Source organism: Alkaliphilus pronyensis (genome assembly GCF_009017275.1).
Classification (GTDB): Bacteria; Bacillota; Clostridia; order Peptostreptococcales; family Natronincolaceae; genus Alkaliphilus_C; species Alkaliphilus_C pronyensis.
The window spans coordinates 1-21,585 of record NZ_WBZC01000053.1 but is presented as its reverse complement, the minus strand read 5'-3'; the positions used below and the strand labels follow the sequence as shown (position 1 = coordinate 21,585).

Annotated in this window: 23 protein-coding genes and 1 pseudogene; 20 read left to right on the top strand and 4 right to left on the bottom strand. The window is 34.3% G+C overall.

Annotation, left to right across the window (positions count from 1 at the left end):
• Positions 1–20: 20 nt before the first annotated feature.
• The 12 genes from F8154_RS12375 (at position 21) to F8154_RS12320 (ending at position 12,894) form a co-directional block, all read left to right on the top strand.
• Positions 21–968 carry a ribose-phosphate diphosphokinase gene (locus tag F8154_RS12375; RefSeq protein ID WP_151861938.1) on the top strand — a complete coding sequence of 316 codons (948 nt, stop codon included), beginning with the start codon at positions 21–23 and terminating at the stop codon, positions 966–968.
• Positions 969–991: 23 nt separating this feature from the next.
• Positions 992–1,546, top strand: a complete 555-nt coding sequence (pth, locus tag F8154_RS12370; protein ID WP_151861937.1) for an aminoacyl-tRNA hydrolase — start codon at positions 992–994, stop codon at positions 1,544–1,546.
• Positions 1,547–1,594: 48 nt separating this feature from the next.
• Positions 1,595–1,975, top strand: coding sequence for a hypothetical protein (locus F8154_RS12365; protein ID WP_151861936.1), 381 nt, complete (start codon positions 1,595–1,597; stop codon positions 1,973–1,975).
• A gap of 69 nt (positions 1,976–2,044) precedes the next feature.
• Positions 2,045–5,563 (top strand): transcription-repair coupling factor, encoded by a 3,519-nt coding sequence (gene mfd, locus F8154_RS12360; protein WP_151861935.1) that lies wholly within the window; start codon positions 2,045–2,047, stop codon positions 5,561–5,563.
• Positions 5,564–5,600: 37 nt separating this feature from the next.
• Complete coding sequence (locus tag F8154_RS12355; protein ID WP_192930291.1) at positions 5,601–6,542, top strand: peptidylprolyl isomerase; 942 nt, start codon at positions 5,601–5,603, stop codon at positions 6,540–6,542.
• 170 nt (positions 6,543–6,712) lie between these two features.
• A complete protein-coding gene (gene spoVT, locus F8154_RS12350) occupies positions 6,713–7,264 on the top strand; it encodes a stage V sporulation protein T (protein ID WP_279237192.1) in 552 nt (183 codons plus the stop codon).
• 98 nt (positions 7,265–7,362) lie between these two features.
• Entirely contained in the window at positions 7,363–8,958 is a 1,596-nt protein-coding gene (locus F8154_RS12345) for a putative polysaccharide biosynthesis protein (protein WP_151861932.1), read from the top strand.
• A gap of 28 nt (positions 8,959–8,986) precedes the next feature.
• Complete coding sequence (gene yabN, locus F8154_RS12340; RefSeq protein ID WP_151861931.1) at positions 8,987–10,441, top strand: bifunctional methyltransferase/pyrophosphohydrolase YabN; 1,455 nt, start codon at positions 8,987–8,989, stop codon at positions 10,439–10,441.
• Between the two features lie 125 nt (positions 10,442–10,566).
• Positions 10,567–10,845, top strand: coding sequence for an HU family DNA-binding protein (locus F8154_RS12335; protein WP_151861930.1), 279 nt, complete (start codon positions 10,567–10,569; stop codon positions 10,843–10,845).
• A gap of 260 nt (positions 10,846–11,105) precedes the next feature.
• Entirely contained in the window at positions 11,106–11,330 is a 225-nt protein-coding gene (locus tag F8154_RS12330) for a hypothetical protein (protein ID WP_151861929.1), read from the top strand.
• Positions 11,331–11,458: 128 nt separating this feature from the next.
• The gene (locus F8154_RS12325; RefSeq protein ID WP_151861928.1) at positions 11,459–11,686 is read left to right on the top strand and encodes a thioredoxin family protein; all 228 of its coding nucleotides are present in this window, start codon (positions 11,459–11,461) and stop codon (positions 11,684–11,686) included.
• A gap of 26 nt (positions 11,687–11,712) precedes the next feature.
• Positions 11,713–12,894 (top strand): permease, encoded by a 1,182-nt coding sequence (locus F8154_RS12320; protein WP_151861927.1) that lies wholly within the window; start codon positions 11,713–11,715, stop codon positions 12,892–12,894.
• 71 nt (positions 12,895–12,965) lie between these two features.
• Here the strand turns inward: F8154_RS12320 and F8154_RS12315 are convergent, their stop codons facing one another.
• A complete protein-coding gene (locus F8154_RS12315) occupies positions 12,966–13,322 on the bottom strand; it encodes an ArsR/SmtB family transcription factor (RefSeq protein ID WP_151861926.1) in 357 nt (118 codons plus the stop codon).
• A 239-nt stretch (positions 13,323–13,561) separates the two neighbouring features.
• Here F8154_RS12315 and F8154_RS12310 point away from each other — a divergent pair, with 239 nt between their 5' ends.
• The 8 genes from F8154_RS12310 to spoIIE all read left to right on the top strand — a co-directional run bounded on the left by F8154_RS12310 (position 13,562) and on the right by spoIIE (position 20,642).
• Positions 13,562–13,807, top strand: coding sequence for an RNA-binding S4 domain-containing protein (locus F8154_RS12310; protein ID WP_151861925.1), 246 nt, complete (start codon positions 13,562–13,564; stop codon positions 13,805–13,807).
• A gap of 75 nt (positions 13,808–13,882) precedes the next feature.
• Positions 13,883–14,860 carry a SpoIID/LytB domain-containing protein gene (locus F8154_RS12305; protein ID WP_151861924.1) on the top strand — a complete coding sequence of 326 codons (978 nt, stop codon included), beginning with the start codon at positions 13,883–13,885 and terminating at the stop codon, positions 14,858–14,860.
• 74 nt (positions 14,861–14,934) lie between these two features.
• Entirely contained in the window at positions 14,935–15,225 is a 291-nt protein-coding gene (gene yabP, locus F8154_RS12300; RefSeq protein ID WP_151861923.1) for a sporulation protein YabP, read from the top strand.
• Positions 15,226–15,336: 111 nt separating this feature from the next.
• Positions 15,337–15,843, top strand: a complete 507-nt coding sequence (yabQ, locus tag F8154_RS12295) for a spore cortex biosynthesis protein YabQ (RefSeq protein ID WP_151861922.1) — start codon at positions 15,337–15,339, stop codon at positions 15,841–15,843.
• A gap of 29 nt (positions 15,844–15,872) precedes the next feature.
• Positions 15,873–16,172, top strand: coding sequence for an FtsB family cell division protein (locus tag F8154_RS12290; RefSeq protein ID WP_151861921.1), 300 nt, complete (start codon positions 15,873–15,875; stop codon positions 16,170–16,172).
• A 93-nt stretch (positions 16,173–16,265) separates the two neighbouring features.
• Entirely contained in the window at positions 16,266–16,688 is a 423-nt protein-coding gene (locus F8154_RS12285; protein ID WP_151861920.1) for a S1 domain-containing RNA-binding protein, read from the top strand.
• 402 nt (positions 16,689–17,090) lie between these two features.
• Positions 17,091–18,008: a Ppx/GppA phosphatase family protein gene (locus F8154_RS12280; RefSeq protein WP_151861919.1), complete on the top strand. Its 918-nt coding sequence runs from the start codon at positions 17,091–17,093 to the stop codon at positions 18,006–18,008.
• Between the two features lie 252 nt (positions 18,009–18,260).
• Positions 18,261–20,642: a stage II sporulation protein E gene (gene spoIIE, locus F8154_RS12275; RefSeq protein WP_151861918.1), complete on the top strand. Its 2,382-nt coding sequence runs from the start codon at positions 18,261–18,263 to the stop codon at positions 20,640–20,642.
• A 183-nt stretch (positions 20,643–20,825) separates the two neighbouring features.
• On the opposite strand, the gene F8154_RS12270 is transcribed toward spoIIE, so the two are convergent.
• The 3 genes and pseudogenes from F8154_RS12270 to F8154_RS12260 form a co-directional block, all read right to left on the bottom strand.
• A complete protein-coding gene (locus F8154_RS12270; RefSeq protein WP_151861917.1) occupies positions 20,826–21,017 on the bottom strand; it encodes an S-layer homology domain-containing protein in 192 nt (63 codons plus the stop codon).
• Positions 21,018–21,029: 12 nt separating this feature from the next.
• A pseudogene (locus tag F8154_RS15690) lies at positions 21,030–21,080 on the bottom strand (S-layer homology domain-containing protein); the annotation flags it as partial.
• Positions 21,081–21,416: an S-layer homology domain-containing protein gene (locus tag F8154_RS12260; RefSeq protein WP_151861916.1), complete on the bottom strand. Its 336-nt coding sequence runs from the start codon at positions 21,414–21,416 to the stop codon at positions 21,081–21,083.
• Positions 21,417–21,585: the final 169 nt, after the last annotated feature.

Here is a 21,585-nt window from a genome sequence, read left to right as displayed (position 1 = left end):
ACATAAGAGGAGGAAGATGTATGAATACTAGTGGTAGTGAAATTAAAATATTTTGTGGTAATGCAAATTCTGATTTAGCAAGGGAGATTGCCCGTAACACAGGAGTACCCTTAGGTAATGCAGAGGTTACCACATTTAGTGATGGGGAAATAGCAGTAAATATAAATGAAACAGTTAGAGGGGCAGATGTATTTGTTGTTCAACCTACTAATCCACCTGTAAACGACCATTTAATGGAGCTGCTAATATTGATAGACGCCTTTAAGAGGGCTTCAGCAGGAAGAATAACCGCCGTTTTACCCTATTATGGATATGCTAGACAAGATCGAAAGGCAAAAGCCAGAGATCCAATAACTGCAAAGCTAGTGGCAGACTTAATAACAACAGCAGGAGCAGATAGAGTTTTAACTATGGATCTTCATGCAAGCCAAATCCAAGGTTATTTTAACATTCCCTTAGATCATCTTTTGGGAGTACCAATTTTAGCGAATTACTTTAATGGTAAAGGATTACAAGACATAGTAGTTGTATCCCCAGACCTTGGAAGTGTCACAAGGGCAAGAAACTTTGCTAATTATTTAGATGCACCAATTGCAATAATTGATAAACGTAGACCAAAGGCAAACGTATCAGAAATAATGAACATAATTGGTGATGTTGATGGGAAAACAGTAATTCTAGTAGATGATTTAATTGATACAGCAGGGACGATAACACAAGCAGCCAATGCCCTAAAGGACTTTGGAGCGAAAAGTGTTTATGCCTGTTGTACACATCCAGTGTTATCTGGCCCAGCAATTGAAAGAATTCAAGGGTCGGCTATTGAGGAGCTAGTAATAACAAATACAATTGCTTTGCCAAAAGAAAAGCTAATTGATAAGATAGAGGTAATATCGGTTGCCCCTGTGTTTGCAGAGGCCATCACTAGAATTTACAAGAATATTTCTGTAAGTAAAATATTCGACTAAATGAATTATATGGGGTGAACATAATGTATGCTGTAGTAGGACTAGGTAATCCCGGTAGGAAGTATGATAACACACGTCATAATGTTGGCTTCCATACAATAGATTTACTAGCAAAAAGAAATCAAATAAAAGTAAATAGGTTAAAGCATAAGGCCCTATATGGAGATGGAGTAATTGCAGGGGAAAAGGTGCTTTTAGTTAAGCCTCAAACATATATGAACCTTAGCGGAGAAAGCGTGCTGGATATAGTTAATTATTATAAAGTGCCATTAAACAAGCTAATAGTTGTATATGACGATATAGATATTAATGTAGGCTCCATTAGAATTAGAGAAAAAGGTAGTGCTGGAACACATAATGGAATGAGGTCAATAATTTATTTGCTTCAAAAGGACGAATTTCCAAGAATAAGAATCGGTATAGGAAAGCCAGAATTTATGGAGTTAAGTGATTTTGTTTTAAGCCTGTTTAGTAAGGAGGAAATTCCATTAATAAATGAAGCTATTATAAGTGCAGCTGAAGCAGTGGAGGCTGCAATTGAAAAGGATATTCCCTATGCAATGAATAAGTTCAACTAATATAGAGAAATATAAGCAAAGCATATTATTAATAAAGGGAGTTTATAAATGTTCCTTGTTTCAGGTATACTTTCAGCAATTAATGCTTATTTATTGAATAGGTGGATTCTAAATAGAACAGGTAGTAGAGGAATAGTTTTAATGGTACCTCTTATAGAGGAGCTTTCAAAAACCTTAATAGCCCTGCTATTAAAGTCAGCAATTATTGAAACCCATATAACATTTGGGGTAATTGAGGCTATATATGATATTAAAACCACATCTAAAGGGGTTGGCAGGCTGGCAGCATTAGCCAGCATAATAAGTCATAGTATTTTTGGATGGTTAACCTATGTTATTTATACTAAAACAGGACTTGTTTCTGTGGGTATAATAATAGCATGGGTTTTACACAGTGGATGGAATTGGTATATAACTAAATATGCATAACAAAAACATAATAAAATGTAGAGCCCGGGTTCAAAAACCCGGGCTACCGATGTTAAGGTGGTGACAGCTATGATTAGTAAAGTATTACTTGCACCTATAAAAAAAACAATTGAATATAATCAATTAGTTGGCTCTATCAAAGGGAAAAGAACGCCAGTTGTACTACATGGATTAAGTGAATCCCAGAAGGCCCACATAAGCTTTGGCCTATATGAAGAGCTTAACAAACAGGTTTGTATAATAACCTACAATGAACTAGAAGCAAGACAAGTATATGAAGATTTAAAATTTTATTTAGGTGATAGAGTATTACTTTTTCCAACTAGGGAAATTGTATTTTACCAAATAGAGGCTACAGGAGAATTGATGCAGTCAGAGCGTGCTAAAGTATTAGAAGCACTAGTTGAGGGTGAAAACCCCATAATTGTTGCCTCAATAGATGCATTATTAAATAAAATTACTAAGCCTCAATACTATTCAAAACATCATATAAGCTTAAGTGTTGGTGACATCATTGATTTAGAAGAAATTCTAAAAACCCTTTTAATACAAGGCTTCAATAGGGTAGACAGGGTGGAAAGAAGGGGAGAATTTAGTATTAGGGGAGGAATAATTGACATTTTTCCTGCCTCACAAGAGCTACCCTTTAGAATTGAATTATTTGATGATGAAGTAGATTCAATCCGTAGCTTCCATGTAGATACTCAAATATCCATTGATAAGCTTGAAAAAGTAAATGTATATCCTACAGTTGAAGCAATTATAGAGAATGAGGACATAAATGTAATTAGTGAAAAGCTAACTATAGAAATGAAAAAAACAACAGAAAAGCTAACTAAAGAAGCAAGTACACGGTTACAAGAAAAGTTTAATGAAATAATAGAAAAATCGAGGGAGCTCCATAATACAAAATCAGTAGAGCTTTTAATGTCCTTTTTAGATGGAAAAGAGGCTTCAGTTTTAGATTACCTAAAACAAGATGCACTACTAATTATAGATGAACCAAGAAGATTAAGAGAAAAAGCTGAGGGGGCTCTAAAGGAGTTTAGTGATAGCTTTCAAACCCTACTTGAAAGGGGGGAGGCTTTACCAACACAAGGAAAAATAATGTATAGCTATGGGGATATTGTTGGTAAAATATCCAAATTTTCTGTAGTAACCCTTAATCTTTTACCTAAGTACAACCCAGACTTCCAACCAAAGGAAATTATTAGCTTTGCTTCAAGAAGTGTTCAGTCCTATAATAGTAAGATAGGCTTTATGATAGAGGAATTAAAGACACTACAGTATAAAGGCTATAAAATTGTTTTATTACCAGGGACAAAGGAAAGAGCATTAAGGCTCTTAGAGGATTTAAAAGAAGGAGGCTTAAAGGTAAAGTTTGCTGTTTCAGCACAGGAAGACCTAGTTTCAGGTGAAATTTTAATTATGCAGGGGAGTGTCCATAGGGGCTTCGAGTATATTGGGGCAAAATACGTATTGATAACCGATAATGAAATATATGGAGTCCATAAAAAAAGAAAACAGGCTAGTAAACGTAAAGATGCTAAGCCTATAAAATCCTTTATAGATTTAAAGGTTGGTGATTATGTAGTTCACGAAGGCCATGGTATAGGAAAATATATAGGAATTCAGCAGCTAAGGGTTGATAATGTAAAAAAAGACTATCTAAAAATTAGATATTCAGGTGAGGATAATTTATATGTTCCCACCGACCAAATGGACCTAATACAAAAATACATAGGCAGTGAGGATAATCCACCCAAAATCAACAAGCTAGGCGGAAGTGAATGGTTAAGGACTAAAGCAAAGGTAAAAAAAGCAATTGAGGATATGGCAGACGACCTGTTAAAGCTATATGCCGAAAGACAAAAAAGTAAAGGATATTCATTTTCTCAGGATACAGATTGGCAGAAGCAGTTTGAAGATTTATTTCCATATGAAGAAACACCCGATCAATTAAAATGTATAAATGAAGTGAAAAGAGATATGGAAAACCAGTTACCGATGGACCGTCTTCTTTGTGGAGATGTTGGCTATGGTAAAACAGAGGTGGCCATAAGAGCAGCCTTTAAAGCCGTAATGGACGGAAAACAGGTTTGCTTTCTTGTGCCAACAACAATACTAGCTCAGCAGCACTTTAATACATTCCTTCAACGTTTTTCAGGGTTTCCAGTAAAAATACAAATGCTGAGTAGATTTAAAACACCACAACAGCAAAAGGTTATTTTAGAAAATCTTCGTACTGGTAATGTGGATATTATAATAGGAACCCATAGAATTTTATCTAAGGATATACAGTTTAAAGATTTAGGACTATTAATTATAGATGAAGAGCAGCGTTTTGGAGTTAAACATAAGGAAACACTAAAGCAATTGAAAAAAAATATTGATGTATTAACCTTAACAGCAACACCAATACCAAGAACCCTCCACATGGCCATGATAGGAATACGGGACATGAGTGTTATTGAAGATCCACCAGAGGAAAGGTTTCCAGTACAAACCTATGTAATGGCACAAAACGATGCTATTATTGCCGATGCGATTAGTCGAGAGCTGGCTAGAGGAGGACAAGTCTACTACGTGTATAACAGGGTAAAAGGAATTCATCAAGTTGCTTCAAGGCTGGCTAGTTTAGTTGCAAATGCAAGAATAGGTGTAGGCCATGGACAAATGGGAGAAAGACAGCTAGAAAATTTAATGCTAGAATACTACGAAGGTGAATATGATGTACTGGTATGTACAACTATTATTGAAACGGGGCTTGATATTGCCAATGTAAATACAATTATAATTCATGATGCCGATAAGCTTGGCTTATCACAGTTATATCAGCTTAGAGGTCGAGTTGGACGCTCTAATAGACAGGCATATGCTTACCTAATGTATGAAAAGGATAAGGTCCTATCGGAGGTGGCAGAAAAAAGACTTAAAGCCATCAAAGAGTTTACCGAATTTGGTTCTGGATTCAAGATAGCAATGAGGGATTTAGAAATAAGGGGAGCCGGTAATCTACTGGGGGGAGAACAGCACGGACATATGTCTGCTATAGGCTATGACCTATATGTTAAGCTATTGGAGGAGACAATAGGACAATTAAAGGGAGAAAAAATTCAAGGATTAGAAGATACAACAATTGAATTAAGCATAGATGCATATATATCAGATAAATACATTATAAATCAGAGCCAGAAAATAGAAATATATAAGAAGATTGCTTCTATACGAAACAAAGGTGATCTATATAGTGTGGAGGAGGAAATAGAGGATAGATTTGGAGACATTCCCAAAAGTGTGAGAAACCTTCTAAATATCTCCTATATTAAAGCACTAGCTAAGGGCTTGAGAATTATAGCTATTGCACAAAAGGCTAAAGAAATAACCATCTCCTTTAAGGATAGTAGCATGCTTATGCCAGAGAATTTAGGAAAAGCACTACATTCATATAATAGAAGGCTAAACTTCTATGGAACTAAAGAGCCCTACTTTGTATATATAATAGCTAAACCTGATGAAACAGTGATATTATCAGAACTGAGAGACATAATAGAAAAAATTAGTGGTTTGCAAAAAACAGTAAATTAGTTATAATTATAAATGACGATATAGATAGGAGATGATTATGTTGATTATAAAAAACAATAAAGGAAGGCTTCTTAAGGGAATAGCTGCATTTGTGATGCTGGCAGTTCTTCTGACTGGCTGTAGTGGCGACAAGCTAAGTGATGATGCAGCAGCAATGGTGAATGGTACAGAAATTCCTATGGAGGAATACGATAAAAATCTAGCATTATTTTCATATGGATATAGCAGTGATGTATTAAATCGAGATGATGGTTCAGGTTTAACACTTTTAGATACAATAAAGGATTATGTAACAGATAAGCTTGTTTTAGAGGTATTAATATATGAAGAAGCAGAAAAAAATGACATTAAAGTAACCGATGAAGATATAGAAGAGGCATTTAATGGCTTTAAAGAGCAGATGGCAAATGATGAAATATTAAGCAACTATATGGAGGAAAACGGAATTACTGACGAGTTTATTAAGGATTTTTTAAAGAAGTCACAGCTAGTAGCTAAGTATGAAGTTTTTTACACAGAGAACTTAGAAATAAGTGATGATGAAGCAAAGGCCTTTTATGAAGAAAATCCAGATTTGTTTACAACAGAGGAGGTTCATGCTAAACACATTGTTGTAAGCGATCAAATGCTGGCAGATGAGCTATACCTGAGAACTAAAAATGGAGAAGACTTTCAGCAGCTTGCTAAAGAATACTCAGAAGATCCTACAGTAGAAGAAAATGGTGGAGACCTTGGTTATTTCCCAAGGGGAGTAATGGTAAAGGAATTTGAAGATGCAGCCTTCTCACTACAAGCTGGAGAAATAAGTGAACCTGTAGAATCACAATTTGGCTATCATATTATAAAAGTAGAAGATAAGCTAAGTCAAACTATAACACTGGAAGATGCAAAAAATGAAATAATCAACCATCTGGTTTCAGTAGAGTATAATAAGCATATAGAAGAGCTTATGGAAAAGGCAAAAATAATAAAACGATAACTCATTATAAAGTAGGTAGAGGCTTCTCTACCTATTTCTTATTCATAATTACAAGGGTTATTATGGCACCTCCTAAATATTAATTATTTTCCTTAAATGCATAAAACAGAGGAAAGAGTAAAATAATATGACTACAACAAATAATTAACTTAACTTAGGAGGTCATAAAAGTGAAGGCGACAGGAATAGTAAGGCGGATTGATGATTTAGGTAGAGTAGTCATACCAAAGGAAATACGAAGGACCCTAAGAATTCGTGAAGGTGACCCCTTAGAAATATTTACCGACAGAGAAGGCGAAGTAATACTAAAAAAATACTCACCAATTGGAGAACTAAGCGAATTTGCATCTGAGTATACAGAATCACTTCAAGAAGCACTGGGGCATACGGCTATTATAACCGATAGAGATACTATAATAGCAGTTGCGGGAGCATCAAAGAAGGAGTACTTAGATAAAAGGGTTAGCAAGAATTTAGAAAAATTAATGGATGAAAGAGAAGTCTTTATGGCAAATCAAGGAGAGCAATTTTACCCTATTGCATCAGATGAGGGAGAGGAATCAAAATATTCATCCCAGGTTATTGCCCCCATTGTAACTCAAGGAGACCCTATAGGCGCCGTTATATTATGCTCAAGAGAAAAAGGTGCCACAATGGGAGAAACAGAGAAAAAAATAGCAATGACGGCAGCTGCATTTTTATCTAAACAGATGGAGCAATAGTAATTCTTACCCCGGAAACACCGGGGTTTTTATCTGTACTAAAGCTTAAAAGTCTGCTATAATTAACCATGACTTGATTGCAAGTAGGAGGAGTAACAATGAAAAAGGATTCCTTTTTAAAAGGAGCTGCAATACTTGGTATAGCAGGAATATTTGTAAAAATTCTCGGTGCTTTTTTTAGAATCCCCTTAGGAAACATTATCGGATCAGAGGGCTTCGGTTATTATCAAGTAGGCTATCCCATTTTTACATTTTTATTATCATTTTCAATAGCAGGTTTTCCAACTGCTATATCAAAATTAGTTTCAGAGAAACGAGCTAAAGGAAATTATGTAGGAGCCCACCAGGTTTTTAAAATTTCTATCTTTGTATTGTTTATTATTGGAAGTGCTAGTGCTGCTATTTTGTTTTTTGGTACAAGCTATTTTGTTAATAATATAGTTAAGAGTCCAAATGCATATTATGCAGTATTAGCGTTGGCACCAGGTTTATTTTTTGTATCAATGCAGGCCGGATTTAGAGGATATTTTCAAGGCATGAAAAATATGGTGCCTACTGCAATATCACAATTTGTTGAGCAATTTGCAAGAGTTATTGTGGGTTTATCACTAGCAACTGTTTTACTAAATAAGAATGTTGAGCTTGCAGCGGCTGGTGCCTCCTTTGGAGCTACAGCTGGGGGTATTGCAGGGTTAACAGTTATTTTATACATATATTTCAATGATAAAAGGAAAAGAGAAAAGCTAGGTACACCCTTAGCAGGACAAAAAGACCAGGTGGGACGAGTAGTTTCCGAGCTAATGCATATAGCAATACCCATTACAATAGGAGCATCAATTTTGCCCTTAATTAACATGATAGATTCCCTTATAGTTCTAAGGAGGTTACAGGCTATAGGCTTCACTTACTCAGAGGCAAATAGCTTATTCGGACAGTTGACAGGAATGGCAGTAACCTTAATTAACCTACCACAAGTATTAACCGTGGCACTATCTATGAGTATTGTGCCTGTAATATCAGAATCTCGCACTAAAAAAGACTGGAGCGCAGTAAGAAACGATGTACAGTCTGGTCTTAGGGTATCCTTTTTATTGGGCCTTCCATCAGCAGTAGGACTTGCGGTATTGGCAACACCAATTATGCAGCTTTTATTTCCTAGAGAGCCAGCCAGTATAGGACAAATATTACTGTATTTATCCCCTGCAGTTTTGTTCTTAACACAGGTACAAGTTATGACAGGTATATTACAGGGATTAGGAAAGCAGATAATCCCAGTTAGAAACCTATTAATAGGTGCAGTGTTTAAAATGATTGCTACCTATACTTTAACAGGTATACCAGCACTAAATGTTAAAGGTGCAGCCCTAGGAACAGTGCTTGCCTATTTAATAGCTGCCATACTTAATCTTGCTGCCGTTATAAAGTATACTAAGGTAAGCTTCGATATAAGAAGAATAGTGTATAAACCTATTGTAGCCGCAGCGTTCATGGCTATTATAACTAGAATTTCATATATACTCATGACTAATTTAATAGGAGGTAGGTTATCTACCGTTATTGCAATTGCAATAGGAGCTTTAGTATATGGAGGCATGCTACTATATACTAAAACAATAACAAAGGAAGATTTCGAGCTTATTCCTGGTGGTATGAAGATGGCCAAGCTTTTGAATAAACTAGGTGTCATGAGATAGGTTAATATTAAATTGGAGGGGAGTCACAATGGGAAAAATAACCATAGTAGGATTAGGCCCTGGAGCTAAAGAACATCTAACCCTTGCTACTTTAACAGAACTTAAGAAAAGAAAACCTGTATACCTAAGGACAGAAAAGCATCCAACAGTAGAGTTTTTGAAGACAGAGGGTATAAGCTTTCATAGCTTTGATCATATTTATAAAAATACTGACACATTTGACCATGTATATAAAAATATAGTGGAAGCTCTTTTAGAAAAGGCAAAGGTTGAGGACATAATATACGCTGTTCCTGGACATCCCCTTGTAGCCGAGACTACAGTACAGCAGCTTATGGAGGCATGTAAAGGGGCTAAGGTTAATGTAAATATCCTACCAGCCATGAGCTTTTTAGATGTATTATTACCTGTTGTAGGACTAGACCCAGTAGAAGGCTTCAGACTAATTGATGCTCTACAGCTTGATAATCAAGAGCCAGATCCAGATTCATCTATGATAATTACTCAGGTGTATGACTCACTTATTGCCTCGCAGGTAAAGCTAAGGCTAATGGATTACTATGATGATGAAGAAGCTATTGTGGTTGTAAGGGCTGCTGGTGTACCTGAGCTACAAAGAGTAGAAAAAATACCACTTTATCAATTAGATCACCTAGAATGGATAGATTATTTGACAAGTCTTTATATTCCAAGGATTGACATGCCTCAAAAAAAGTATTATAATATGAATAATTTATGTGGTTTAATGGAAAGATTAAGAAATAAAGATGGTTGTCCCTGGGATATACAGCAAACCCATCAAAGCTTAAAGCCATACTTAATAGAAGAAGCATATGAGGTTATAGAAGCTATAAATTCAAAGGATGACTACTCCATAGAGGAGGAGCTTGGAGATCTTCTTTTACAAATTGTTTTCCACAGTCAAATAGCAAAGGAAAGAAATGCATTTAATATTAACGATGTAATAAGAGGAATAGCACAAAAAATAATATTTAGGCATCCACATGTATTTAAAAATAAAACAGCAAATAACTGTGAAGAAGCATTAAACAGCTGGGAACAACAAAAACAAAAAGAAAAGAAAGAAACGAGCTATACCGAATCCATGTTGTCAGTACCAAAGGAGTTACCAGCTTTAATGAGGGCTAACAAAATACAACAAAAAGCAGCAAAGGTTGGTTTCGATTGGGACAATTGCAATGATGTTATAGGCAAGATATATGAAGAGCTTGAAGAACTACAGCAGGCAAGTAAAGAAGGAACCTTCGACAAAATAACCGAAGAGGGTGGAGATTTATTATTTGCAGTAGTTAACCTACTTAGATTTTATAAGGTAGAGCCAGAAGTTGCTTTAAGTAATACCATTAATAAATTTATAAACAGGTTTAACTACATAGAAAAAAATGCCTTAAGCAAAGGTAAAAAGTTAGAAAATATGACCCTTGTTGAGATGGATAAGCTCTGGGAGGCATCAAAAAAATAATGCCAGAGTACCAAAATTATAAAAAAATTGGTAAAAAGTTATAGAAAATCTTAGAAAAAGAAGGATTTTCGAGTTTTACAGAGAATATCACTATACGTATTCTAAATTATAAGGAGGTAATTTGAGTGAACAAAGCTGAATTAGTTTCTAAAATGGCTGAAAAAAGTGCATTAACAAAAAAGGATGCTGAATTAGCATTAAATGCATTAATGGAGAGTGTTGAAGAAGCACTAGTTGCAGGAGACAAAGTTCAATTAGTAGGTTTTGGTACATTTGATGTTAGAGAAAGAAAGCCAAGACAAGGAAGAAACCCAAGAAATCCTGAGCAAGTTATTGATATACCTGCTTCAAAGGCTCCAGTTTTCAAAGCTGGTAAAACTCTTAAAGAAAAAGTTAACGCTTAGTATTTAAGCTGTATTAACAAAGTCATAGTTTATTTAATTAGCTGAATGACCTACTTGGTTTATGTACATGCCAAGGAGGTCATTTTTGTATCAAAAGTTCTTGTTAAACAAGTAATTTGCTAAGATTTTTAATGGAGATGATGAAAATGAGTACAAAAATAAAAATTCATATATTTGGATTAAGAGAAGAAATAGCAACAGATTGTGGGTGAGGGCCAAGGGCAACCAATGGTCCCAGTGAGGATCCTACAACAATAGAAATGGTAGAAGAGGTTAGAGAGCTAGTTAATAATAATGATCTAAAGGATAGGGTAGAGGTTTTTTTCATAGATATTATGGAGGATGATTTAACCCTATATCCAGAGGAAAAAAAGCTAATAGAAAGAGGGTATCAGCTTCCATTAACCTTCCTTAATGGTAAACTAGGCTTCTATGGAAAAATAGATACAAATAGATTACTAATTGCATTAAAAAGTATGAAATAAAATTATAAAAAATCGTTACTAAAATAGTAACGGTTTTTCATGTGCTACTTAGTTAAAGAGTTGACAATGTAACAAAAGAATAATAATATAAACATATAAGCATATGCTAATATATAGGAGGGATAAAATTGATAATAAAGGTTCTAGGCACAGGATGCAAGAATTGCAAAACACTAGAAGAAAACGCAAGAATTGCAATAAAAGAATTAAATATTGAAGCTGAGGTAGAAAAGGTAGCTGACATAAAAGAAATTGTAAACTATGGAGTTTTTAAAACCCCTGCACTGGTGATAGACGACAAGGTAGTATCATCTGGAAGGGTACTAAAGCCTGACGAAATAAAAGAACTACTATAACAGATATAATGGCTTGGAGGGGGACAATGGAGGACAAAAAGAAGTTTGGAATAATTATTGGAGCTTTTTTAGCAGCTTATTTTATGCCAATTACAAATCCTGTTTTTAGGAATGGAATTTTAGAGGCCTTTGCATTATTAAATGAGTATGCTAGAGAGCACGTATTATTATGCTTAATTCCTGCCTTTTTCATAGCAGGAGCAGTAGCAGTATTTGTATCACAGGGTTCAGTTATAAAATACCTAGGTGCAACAGCAAAAAAATGGGTTTCATATACAGTTGCATCAGTTTCTGGTGTAGTCTTAGCTGTATGCTCCTGTACAGTATTACCCCTATTTGCTGGAATATATATGAAGGGTGCTGGATTAGGTCCAGCTATTGCCTTTTTATACTCAGGACCAGCTATAAATGTATTAGCAATCACCATTACAGCCAGAGTTTTAGGTTTAGAGCTTGCTGTTGCAAGAACCATAGGTGCAATAGCCTTTAGTATTGTTATAGGAATTTTAATGCACCTAATCTTCAAAAAAGAAGAAACAGAAAGAATGAATATTAAATCAAATGAGTTTTTTACAGAAGATGCAAAGACAAAGCCCATGGGTCAAATAATTATGTACTTCCTTTCTATGGTTGCAGTTTTAGTATTTGCCAATTGGGCAAAGCCCACAAATAATTCAGCCATATGGAATACCATTTATAGTTTAAAATGGATATTGTCCAGTATGTTTTTAACTATAGTAATTTATGCTGCTTTAAAATGGTTTTCCAAAGAAGAAAGAGAAGCGTGGTTTCAAGAAACCTGGGGCTTTGCACAGAAAATATTGCCCCTACTCTTTGCAGGTATTCTAATTTCAGGTATATTATTGGGAAGACCAGGTAATGAGGGTGTTATTCCATCAGAGTGGATTGTAAGGCTATTGGGGGGAAACTCACTTAGGGCAAATTTATTTGCATCTGTAGCTGGAGCATTTATGTACTTTGCTACCCTAACAGAAGTGCCAATTTTAGAGGGCCTAATAGGGGCAGGTATGGGTAAAGGTCCTTCATTAGCATTATTACTGGCAGGTCCCGCCCTGTCGTTGCCAAATATGCTGGTTATAAGAAGTATAATAGGTACAAAAAAAACAGTGGTGTTCGTTTTGCTAGTAATTGTGATGGCAACAGCTACAGGCATGATATATGGTGGACTTTCTCCTTTTTTACCTTAAAAACCCTGTATGACTACTAAAATATAGTAGCTTTTAGTATATTATAAGTAACGGTATCTTAAAGTAACTCCTTACTTACAAGATTTACAGGTATTAATTTTAGGGTCATCTGCTATTAGTAAAATCCTTTCAGATTCCTCCTTAAAGCCACTTAATCTATTTATAGGCATTTCCAAAAACCTATTAAACTCACTAAACAATAAGTCTATATTCTTTTTACTTAAAGAGTATATGACTTTTTGTCCATCCTTTTTCATATCAACAATATTTTCAGAACGTAGTATTTTCAAATGCTGAGAGATTCTTGGTTGGCTTATTTGTAAAATTGCCTCTAGTTCACATACATACATAGGTTTACATGATAAAAGCTTTAAAATTTTAATTCGTGTTCCTTCTCCTAAAGCTTTAAAAATGGCTTCGAAGTCCATAATTAACCCCCCTAGAATTATTTTTAATAATACCTTCAATTTAAAGAATACCATAATCTATTAAAGCTATTATATCAAAAAAAAAAGCCTTTAACATTACTAAATACATATAGCCATCAGCCTATAGCTATTGATGAAGCTTACCTAAGCTATTGCTACAGCAGTGTTTTTTTAATTGAGCTTGAAAAAAAGTCAGCATTAAAGTAGAATTTAAGTTAATTAGTTAAGGAGGCCTAAAAATGAGACTAGATAAATATCTTAAAATATCAAGAATTATAAAAAGAAGAACCGTTGCAAAGGAAGCAAGTGAAAAAGGAAGAGTAAAGGTAAATAATAAAGAGGCAAAGCCAGGTACAGAAGTTAAGGTTGGTGATATTATAGAAATACAATTTGGAGACAATGCTTTTAAAGCAGAAATTACAGAAATAAAGGAACACGTTTCAAAGGATGAGGCTGGAGGAATGTATAGAATTATAGAGGGCTAAATTAGATTAATTGCATATAATCCACTTGTAAGCAAATAATAAGGTAAAGTTTATACATTACAAAGGAGGATTATTATGCAAAGACATAAGCTTAATGTTGTGGCTTTTCTAGTTATATTAATCATATTAACTACAATAGGCTGTAGTCCGCAGGAAAGACCGATGCCACAAGAAAACAACACAGCTCCCAGGGTTCCAGAAGAAATAAGTCAAGGAGAAGGCAAAGAGCCTAGACTAAAGGTGTATTTAATAGATACAGGTGAAATCAAAGAAATGGCCTTTGAAGAATATGTGGCTGGAGTATTGGCTGGCGAGATGCATAATGACTGGCCACAAGAAGCACTTGCTGCACAAGCTATACTAGCTAGAACCTTTGTTATGGAGTTTGTTACAGATAAAGGTGGATCAAAATATGAAGGAGCCCATGTGTCAACAGATATTGAGGAAGCTCAAGCATGGGATGCCAGAAGAGTAAACGAAAGAATAAAAGAGGCGGTTAATAGAACAAGAGGAATGGTGGCAGTACATAATAATAAATATATTAAAGCATGGTTTCATGCCCATGCAGGAGGAAAAACCTCTGCTGCTAAAGAGGGCTTAGGCTATGAAGAAGCAGAACCGCCATACGTTAAAATAGTTGAGTCACCAGACTCAGAATTGGCACCACCAGATGATGCCAATTGGTCAGAGACCTTCACTAAGCAGGAAATAATTCAAGCAGTTAAGGAGCAAGGTAAAGAGGTATCTGATTTCAACAGTATTGAGATAGCAGAAACTGGACCATCAGGTAGAGCAACAGTACTTCAGGTGGGTGACACAACGGTAGAAGCCCCTGCCTTCAGAATTGCACTTGATAGCACACGTATGAAGTCAACCATGATAAAAAATATATCAGTCAATGGTAATCAAGTAACAATAGAGGGAGCTGGCTATGGCCATGGAGTAGGAATGAGCCAATGGGGAGCATATCAAATGGCTAATGATGGGAAAAATGCAGAAGAAATTGTTAAATACTATTTTAAGGACATTGAGATTATAAAGCTATGGGAATAATTAAAGCATAGGGTTCTATTTTTACCTGTACCCTCATAGTATAACATGAGAGTATATATGGGAAGGTGAAGCCCTTGGAGGATCGTAAAACTAGTAAAAGCAAAACCCACAACTTAATACTTGAAAATAGAGAAAAGCTATCCCTATCTGGAGTAGAGCATGTTAATAGCTTTAACAGTGAGATTATAACTTTACAAACTGTAGCTGGTGGACTTACTATTAAAGGAGAAGAGCTAGATGTGAATAAATTAAACCTAGAGGATGGAAACCTTGTAATTACAGGAGTTGTACACTCGCTTGTATATAGTAGCCGAGATAGTATAGGAAGCAAGGGCTCCGGATTTTTAAGCAAAATGTTTAGATAACTGCCTTTTTGTATAAGGTAGTTTTTTTTTATAGGTACAAACACCAATTTAGTTATTACTGCATATTATGAAGGGAGTAAATAATACCTTTTTGAGGTGATATGTGTGTATATGTATTCAATTAATCAAGAGGCCTACATATTTCTAGCAACTATATACGGAGGTATACTTATTGCTTTTATTTATCAGCTGTATAAAATCTTTAGAAGTATATTTAAGCCCAAAAAGCTTGCAACAACTTTGCAGGATGCTATATTTTGGACTATAATCACTGCAGTAGCCTTCTATGTATTAATTTTTAGTAACCAGGGAGATTTGAGGTTTTATAATTTTCTAGGCTTTCTTATTGGTGTTTTAATTTATGAACATGTGTTAGCTAAGCCAATTAATAAAGGCTTAAACTATATTTTAAAGATAGCTAACGAATTTTTAACAGACATATGGAAATTGATTATTTACCCATTTCGTATAGGATATTGCTTTATAGAAGTACCATATACCTATTGTAAAAGAAAAACAAAGCCAGTATACTATAAATCAAAGAGGATTTTAAACATGCCCCATAGAATAATAAATGATGTAAGAAAATTTGCAGGTAATTATTTTAATAAAAAGTAACTAAACAGAAGCTGAAGGGAGGATAAAACATGCCAAAGAAGAAAAAACTAAGGATTAACAGACTACTAATGATGCTTTTACCTATGTTTCTTTTAGGTTCTGTTTTGTTTACCCTTTATGAGCAGCAAAAAGAAATGGCAGAACTCAAAAAACAAGAAGCCTTTTATATAGATAAAATCAAAAACACAGAGAAGGAAATACAAAGCATTATACATAAAATAGAAAATGCCCATAACGATGAATATATTGAAAAGATTGCTAGGGAGCAACTTAAAATGATAGGAGAAGACGAGATTATATTCATAGATATAGAAAATGCAGGAAATTAAAAATAAGTGTACCTTTTTCAATACTTATGATATAATTAGTTTGGATAAAAATTAACTGATTATTCAAGACTTTAAAGGAGGAGTAGTAAATTTATGCCGTTAGAGGTAGGTAACGTTGTTGAAGGCACAGTTTCGGGTATAACAAACTTTGGCGCCTTTATCGACTTAGGAGAAGAAAAAACAGGATTAGTTCATATTTCAGAGGTTGCTAATGATTATGTAAAGAACATCAACGAGTATTTAAAAACAGGTCAAAAAGTTAAGGTAAAGGTGTTAGCCATTGAAAAGGATGGTAAAATAAGTCTTTCAATAAAACAGGCCACACCACCGAAAAAGAAGGTTATTAAGCCAGCGGAATTAGACTGGAATCGTCCAGAAGAAACCTCTTCAATGTCATTTGAAGATAAGCTTAGTAGATTTTTAAAGGATAGCGATGAAAAAATTCAAACCATAAAAAGCAAAAGCAAGAGTAATCGCAAAAGTAATGGACATGCTAAAAAAGCATTTAAAGAATAAAATGAGCCGGTGAATTCCGGCTTTTATTATTTTCATTAAGATTTTTTATATTTGAATCCATTTTTAACTTGGTTTTTGTTTTCAATTTTTAACTCTTAACTCTTAATTTTTAACTTTTCACTTTTAATTTTTAATTATGTTTCTTGTTTTCAATTTTCAATTTTCAACTTTCCATTTTCAATTTAATCTTTATCTTTTAACTTTTAACTCTTAACTTTTAACTCTTAACTCTTAACTCTTAACTCTTAACTCTTAACTTTTAACTTTTAATTTTACTTCTTGTTTTCCATTTTCCATTTTCAACTTTCAATTTTCAATTGTGTTTATAAGGTTTTAAGGTTTTTAATTTTTAATTTTTCACTTTTAATTTTTCACTTTTAATCATTGTTGGGAGGTATTATTTTGAGCAGGTATGCAACTATAGATATTGGAACAAACTCAATGAGGCTTCTTTTAGCAGAACTAGATGCTATGAATATAATATATAGAGAAAAGAAAGTCAATACAACTAGGATTGGAAGCTCAGTAGATAAAAATGGCTATATTACAGTAGAAGGCATGAATAGAAACATAGAAGTCTATAGAGCCTTCATAGAAGAGGCCCAAAAATGGAAAGCACAAAAAATATGGTCTATGGCGACCAGTGCAGTTAGAGATGCAGTCAACGGAAAAGACTTTACTGAAAAAGCTTTGGAAATAACTGGTGTTCCGGTAGAAACAATATCAGGAGAAGAAGAGGCAAGGCTAGGATACTTAGGAGTAAGTATGGGTATGAAGCTGCAAAATAAGGATGTCGTTGTCATTGACATTGGTGGAGGAAGCACCGAGGTAATACTAGGGGATGGTACAAACATAGTTAAGATGAAGAGCATTGATGTTGGAGCTGTCAGAATGACAGAAAGAATAATTGATACTGACCCTATAACAGAAGCACAATATCAAAGACTGTGTAAAGAAATTGCAAGGATTTTAACCAATGAATTAAGAGATATACCCAAAGCTAAAGGAGACTTTGTTGGAATTGGTGGTACAGCTACGACAATAGCAGCTATACATCAACAGCTTCAAGTATATGATATGGATAGAATACATGGATACCCTCTAAAAGTTGAAAATATAAAAGAAATAGCAAATAAGCTTAAGGCACTTAACTTAAATGAGAGAAAAAAAATTAAGGGACTGCACCCCAAAAGAGCAGATATTATTTTGGCAGGAGCTATAATATTGATACAAGCATTGGAAAAAATGGGGGCAGATAAATTGGTTCTCAGCGAATATGATAATCTTGAAGGTTTATTATTCTATAAGTTAAATGGATAAACAACAAAATATTCAAGTATAATAGCAGAATTTGTATATGAGTTTCTGCTAATTTTTTTTGTGATTTTCAACTCTTTACCAGCTGTCTTGGGTTTTGCCCTTATTTATAAGGTTAAATGACCATTGTTATTTTTTGTCTTTCTCCACAAGGAATTGTCTAACGATTTTTATAGCATGTCCACTAATCTTGACAAATCTCTTAAACCTCATCTGATACACTTCTTAATATAACAAATGAGGATGGTGACAATAATGGCAGAAAAATCTACAATATATACCTATGATAAAAGTATTTTTTCCTACCTAAACCAAAAAAGCTTTGTTTTGTTACACATAATTGGTTTTTTAATAGGAAGAGCGGGAATTTTAGAAGGCTTAACACCCTTTGGAATAGGATTTTATGCAGCAGTAGCCTATAAGAATAAAAGATATACAACAGTTGCTATAGCAACATTTATTGGTATTTTCAGTATTCAAGGCTTATCATCAAGCCTACCCTATGGAATTTCATTGGGGATAATTATAATACTATTCAATTATATTCTAAGCATAAGAAAAGCTAAAATATTTACAGTATCTATGGTTAGCAGTTTAATATATTGGGGTACAAGCTTTGTGTTTTTGATCATACAAAAGTTTTATCTCTACGATTTCTTAATGCTTACCTTTGAAGCTCTGGTTATTTTTGCAGTAGTTTATATATCCTCCTACGCCATACCTATTACCCTACAAAGAAGCAACAGAAAAGTACTGTCAACAGAAGAAGTAATCTGTGTAGCTATTCTAATGGCCATAGCACTATCAGGAGTTAATGAGGTTAGCCTATTAGGGCTATCGGTTAAAAATATACTGGGCATACTAATAACAATTATATTTGCATATAATGGAGGTGCCAGTATTGGGGCATCAGTTGGAATAACCTTGGGGCTAATAGGTACCATGTCAAAGGGTGGCTTACCTCCAGTAGTGATAGGAATTTATGGATTCTCTGGACTGTTATCTGGTATTTTTAAGGATCTTGGCAAAATTGGAGGAGCATTTGGCTTTATGTTGGGTAGCACCATTCTAACATTTTATAGCAATGGTTATCATGAAGTATATATTCAATTAAAAGAAGTGGCAGTAGCCTTTATTCTTTTTCTACTAATTCCTTTTATATGGATAAAAGAACTAGAAAAATACACGAGTCCAGTAGTGGGAGCCCTACATGGTACAAAGAGCTATGGAGATGAAATTAAAAAAAGAATACATGACAAGCTTACTGACTTTTCTAAAACATTTTATGAGCTATCATCAACCTTTGAAAATATGACAGAGGAAGTAAAGCTATACAACAATCAAGATTTCTCAAAAACAATAGAAAAAGTTGCAGATGCAGTATGTATAGATTGTGGCATGAGAAGAAGCTGCTGGAACAAAAACTTTATGAATACATATAATTCTATTAGTGAACTCCTTTGCTTAATTGAAACCAAGGAGGAACTAGATTATAACAGTATACCTGAGAATATTAATAAAAGGTGTATATACTCCAATAAAATTATAGAAAAAAGCTTATCCCTGTATGAGCTGAGGAGAGTAGATGCAACATGGAAGAATAAACTCATAGAGAGTAGGGAGTTAGTAGGAGAACAGTTAAAGGGTGTGTCGCAGGGAATACAAGAGCTAGCTTTAGACATAAATGATGATATACATTTTGATACAGAATTAGAGGATTTAATATACGTAGCTTTAGATAAGAGTGGATTATCGGTTAAGAAGCTTGTTGTAACCATCAATAGCAAGGGAAACACTGAAATAACCATAGAAAGAAAGAACTGCTTTGGAAGAGATGCATGTATAGAAAAATATATACCAGTAATTTCTAATGTAGTGGGTAATCAGCTGGTCAAAAAGAAGAATAGCTGTAATGACTCAAGCTATAAAAAAACCTGTATTTTTACCCTTGTTGAAGCAAACAATTATATGGCTACAACTAAAGTAGCAAAGGCAACAAAAGAGAGTAATTACCTATCGGGAGACACCTACTCTTTTATGGAGATAAAAAACAATTACTATATGATTGCCCTAAGTGATGGTATGGGAACTGGTGAAAAAGCAAATCGACAATCGAGTGCCACCATATCAATGCTGGAAAAAATGATGGAGGCAGGATTTCAACAGGAAATGGCAATAAAAACTATAAACTCAATACTTATGTTAAAGTCATCAGAGGAAATATTTGCAACCATTGATATGACAATAATCAATCTACAAAAAGGAGCTGCCCAGTTTGCAAAAATAGGTAGTGCCCCCTGCTATATAAAAAGGGCTAATGGCGAAGTACAAGTTATTAACTCAACTAGCCTCCCTATTGGAATACTGTCAAACATTGACATACAACAGAACAAGTTAACACTTAAGGATGGCGACTTTATTATTATGTTAAGTGATGGGATAATAGAGGTAAACAAAGAAATTGGTGAAGAATGGTTATATGAATATCTTGCAAAAACCACTACAAGAAACCCACAGGAGCTTGCCGATAAAATATTACATCAGGCACTACAGCATGTAGATAATAGACCAGAAGACGATATGACGATTCTAGTTACAAAAATATGGAAAACTAGAATGAACAAAAACCTATCATAAATATAAGTAGAAAAGCTCCTTCCTATATTAATCTCAGAAGGAGCTTAAAGTATTTGTACTTGTTTAAGGTACTTTAGTTTTTAATTTACGTTTTTTATGTTATTTTTTTATCTTTTAATTTTTGCTTATTACTTAATACATATTACTTATTACTTGCCTTTATAGGTTTTCCATTACTCATTACTAATTGCTTTTTAGCCCTTTCATTTCAATATTTAATGACTGCATTATCATTACTGCTACATCTCCTCTGGTAACTAAATCCTCGGGATTAAGCTCTAAACCTTTAATAATTCCCAGTTCCTTAGCCTTCTTCATGTGACCATGGGGCCAGGCTTCAGTAATCTCAGATTCATAGCCAAGTAATCTTATCATTATAGTTACAGATTCAGCTAAGGTAATATTGTCCTTCGGTTTAAAGGTGTTGTTTCCATAGCCTTATATTAATTTTTCTTCACTTGCTACATTAATATAACCTGATCCCCAAAAGCTACTGGGGACGTCTTTAAAAATAGTTTCACCCATTTTATTCTTAGCCTCTTCTTCAAGGCCAAGCATTCTAACCACTAAAGTAGCAAATTCGGCACGTATTATATTTCTTTCTAATCCCAGAGAACCATCATCATATCCCTTAAATAGACCAAGCTCCCTCAAGTAATTACCTGAAGCTTCTACATTAGGGGCAGAGGTATTAGCTGCAACAGTAGTTATGCTGTAGATTAATATAATTAAAACACTTATTAATATAAGGCTACTTTTAGATAATTTAAACATAAAAAACCCCCCTTTCTCTTTACCGTAGTGTTAATCTATTTTAATCCTAAATAGATTACAAATTAATATTTCCAAGGGATCCAAGGTTTTTTTACAACAAAAAACAATGACCCCCCTTTTTTTGGTATAATTGAGTCGACGAAAACACCAAAAATCCAAGAAAGGAAGT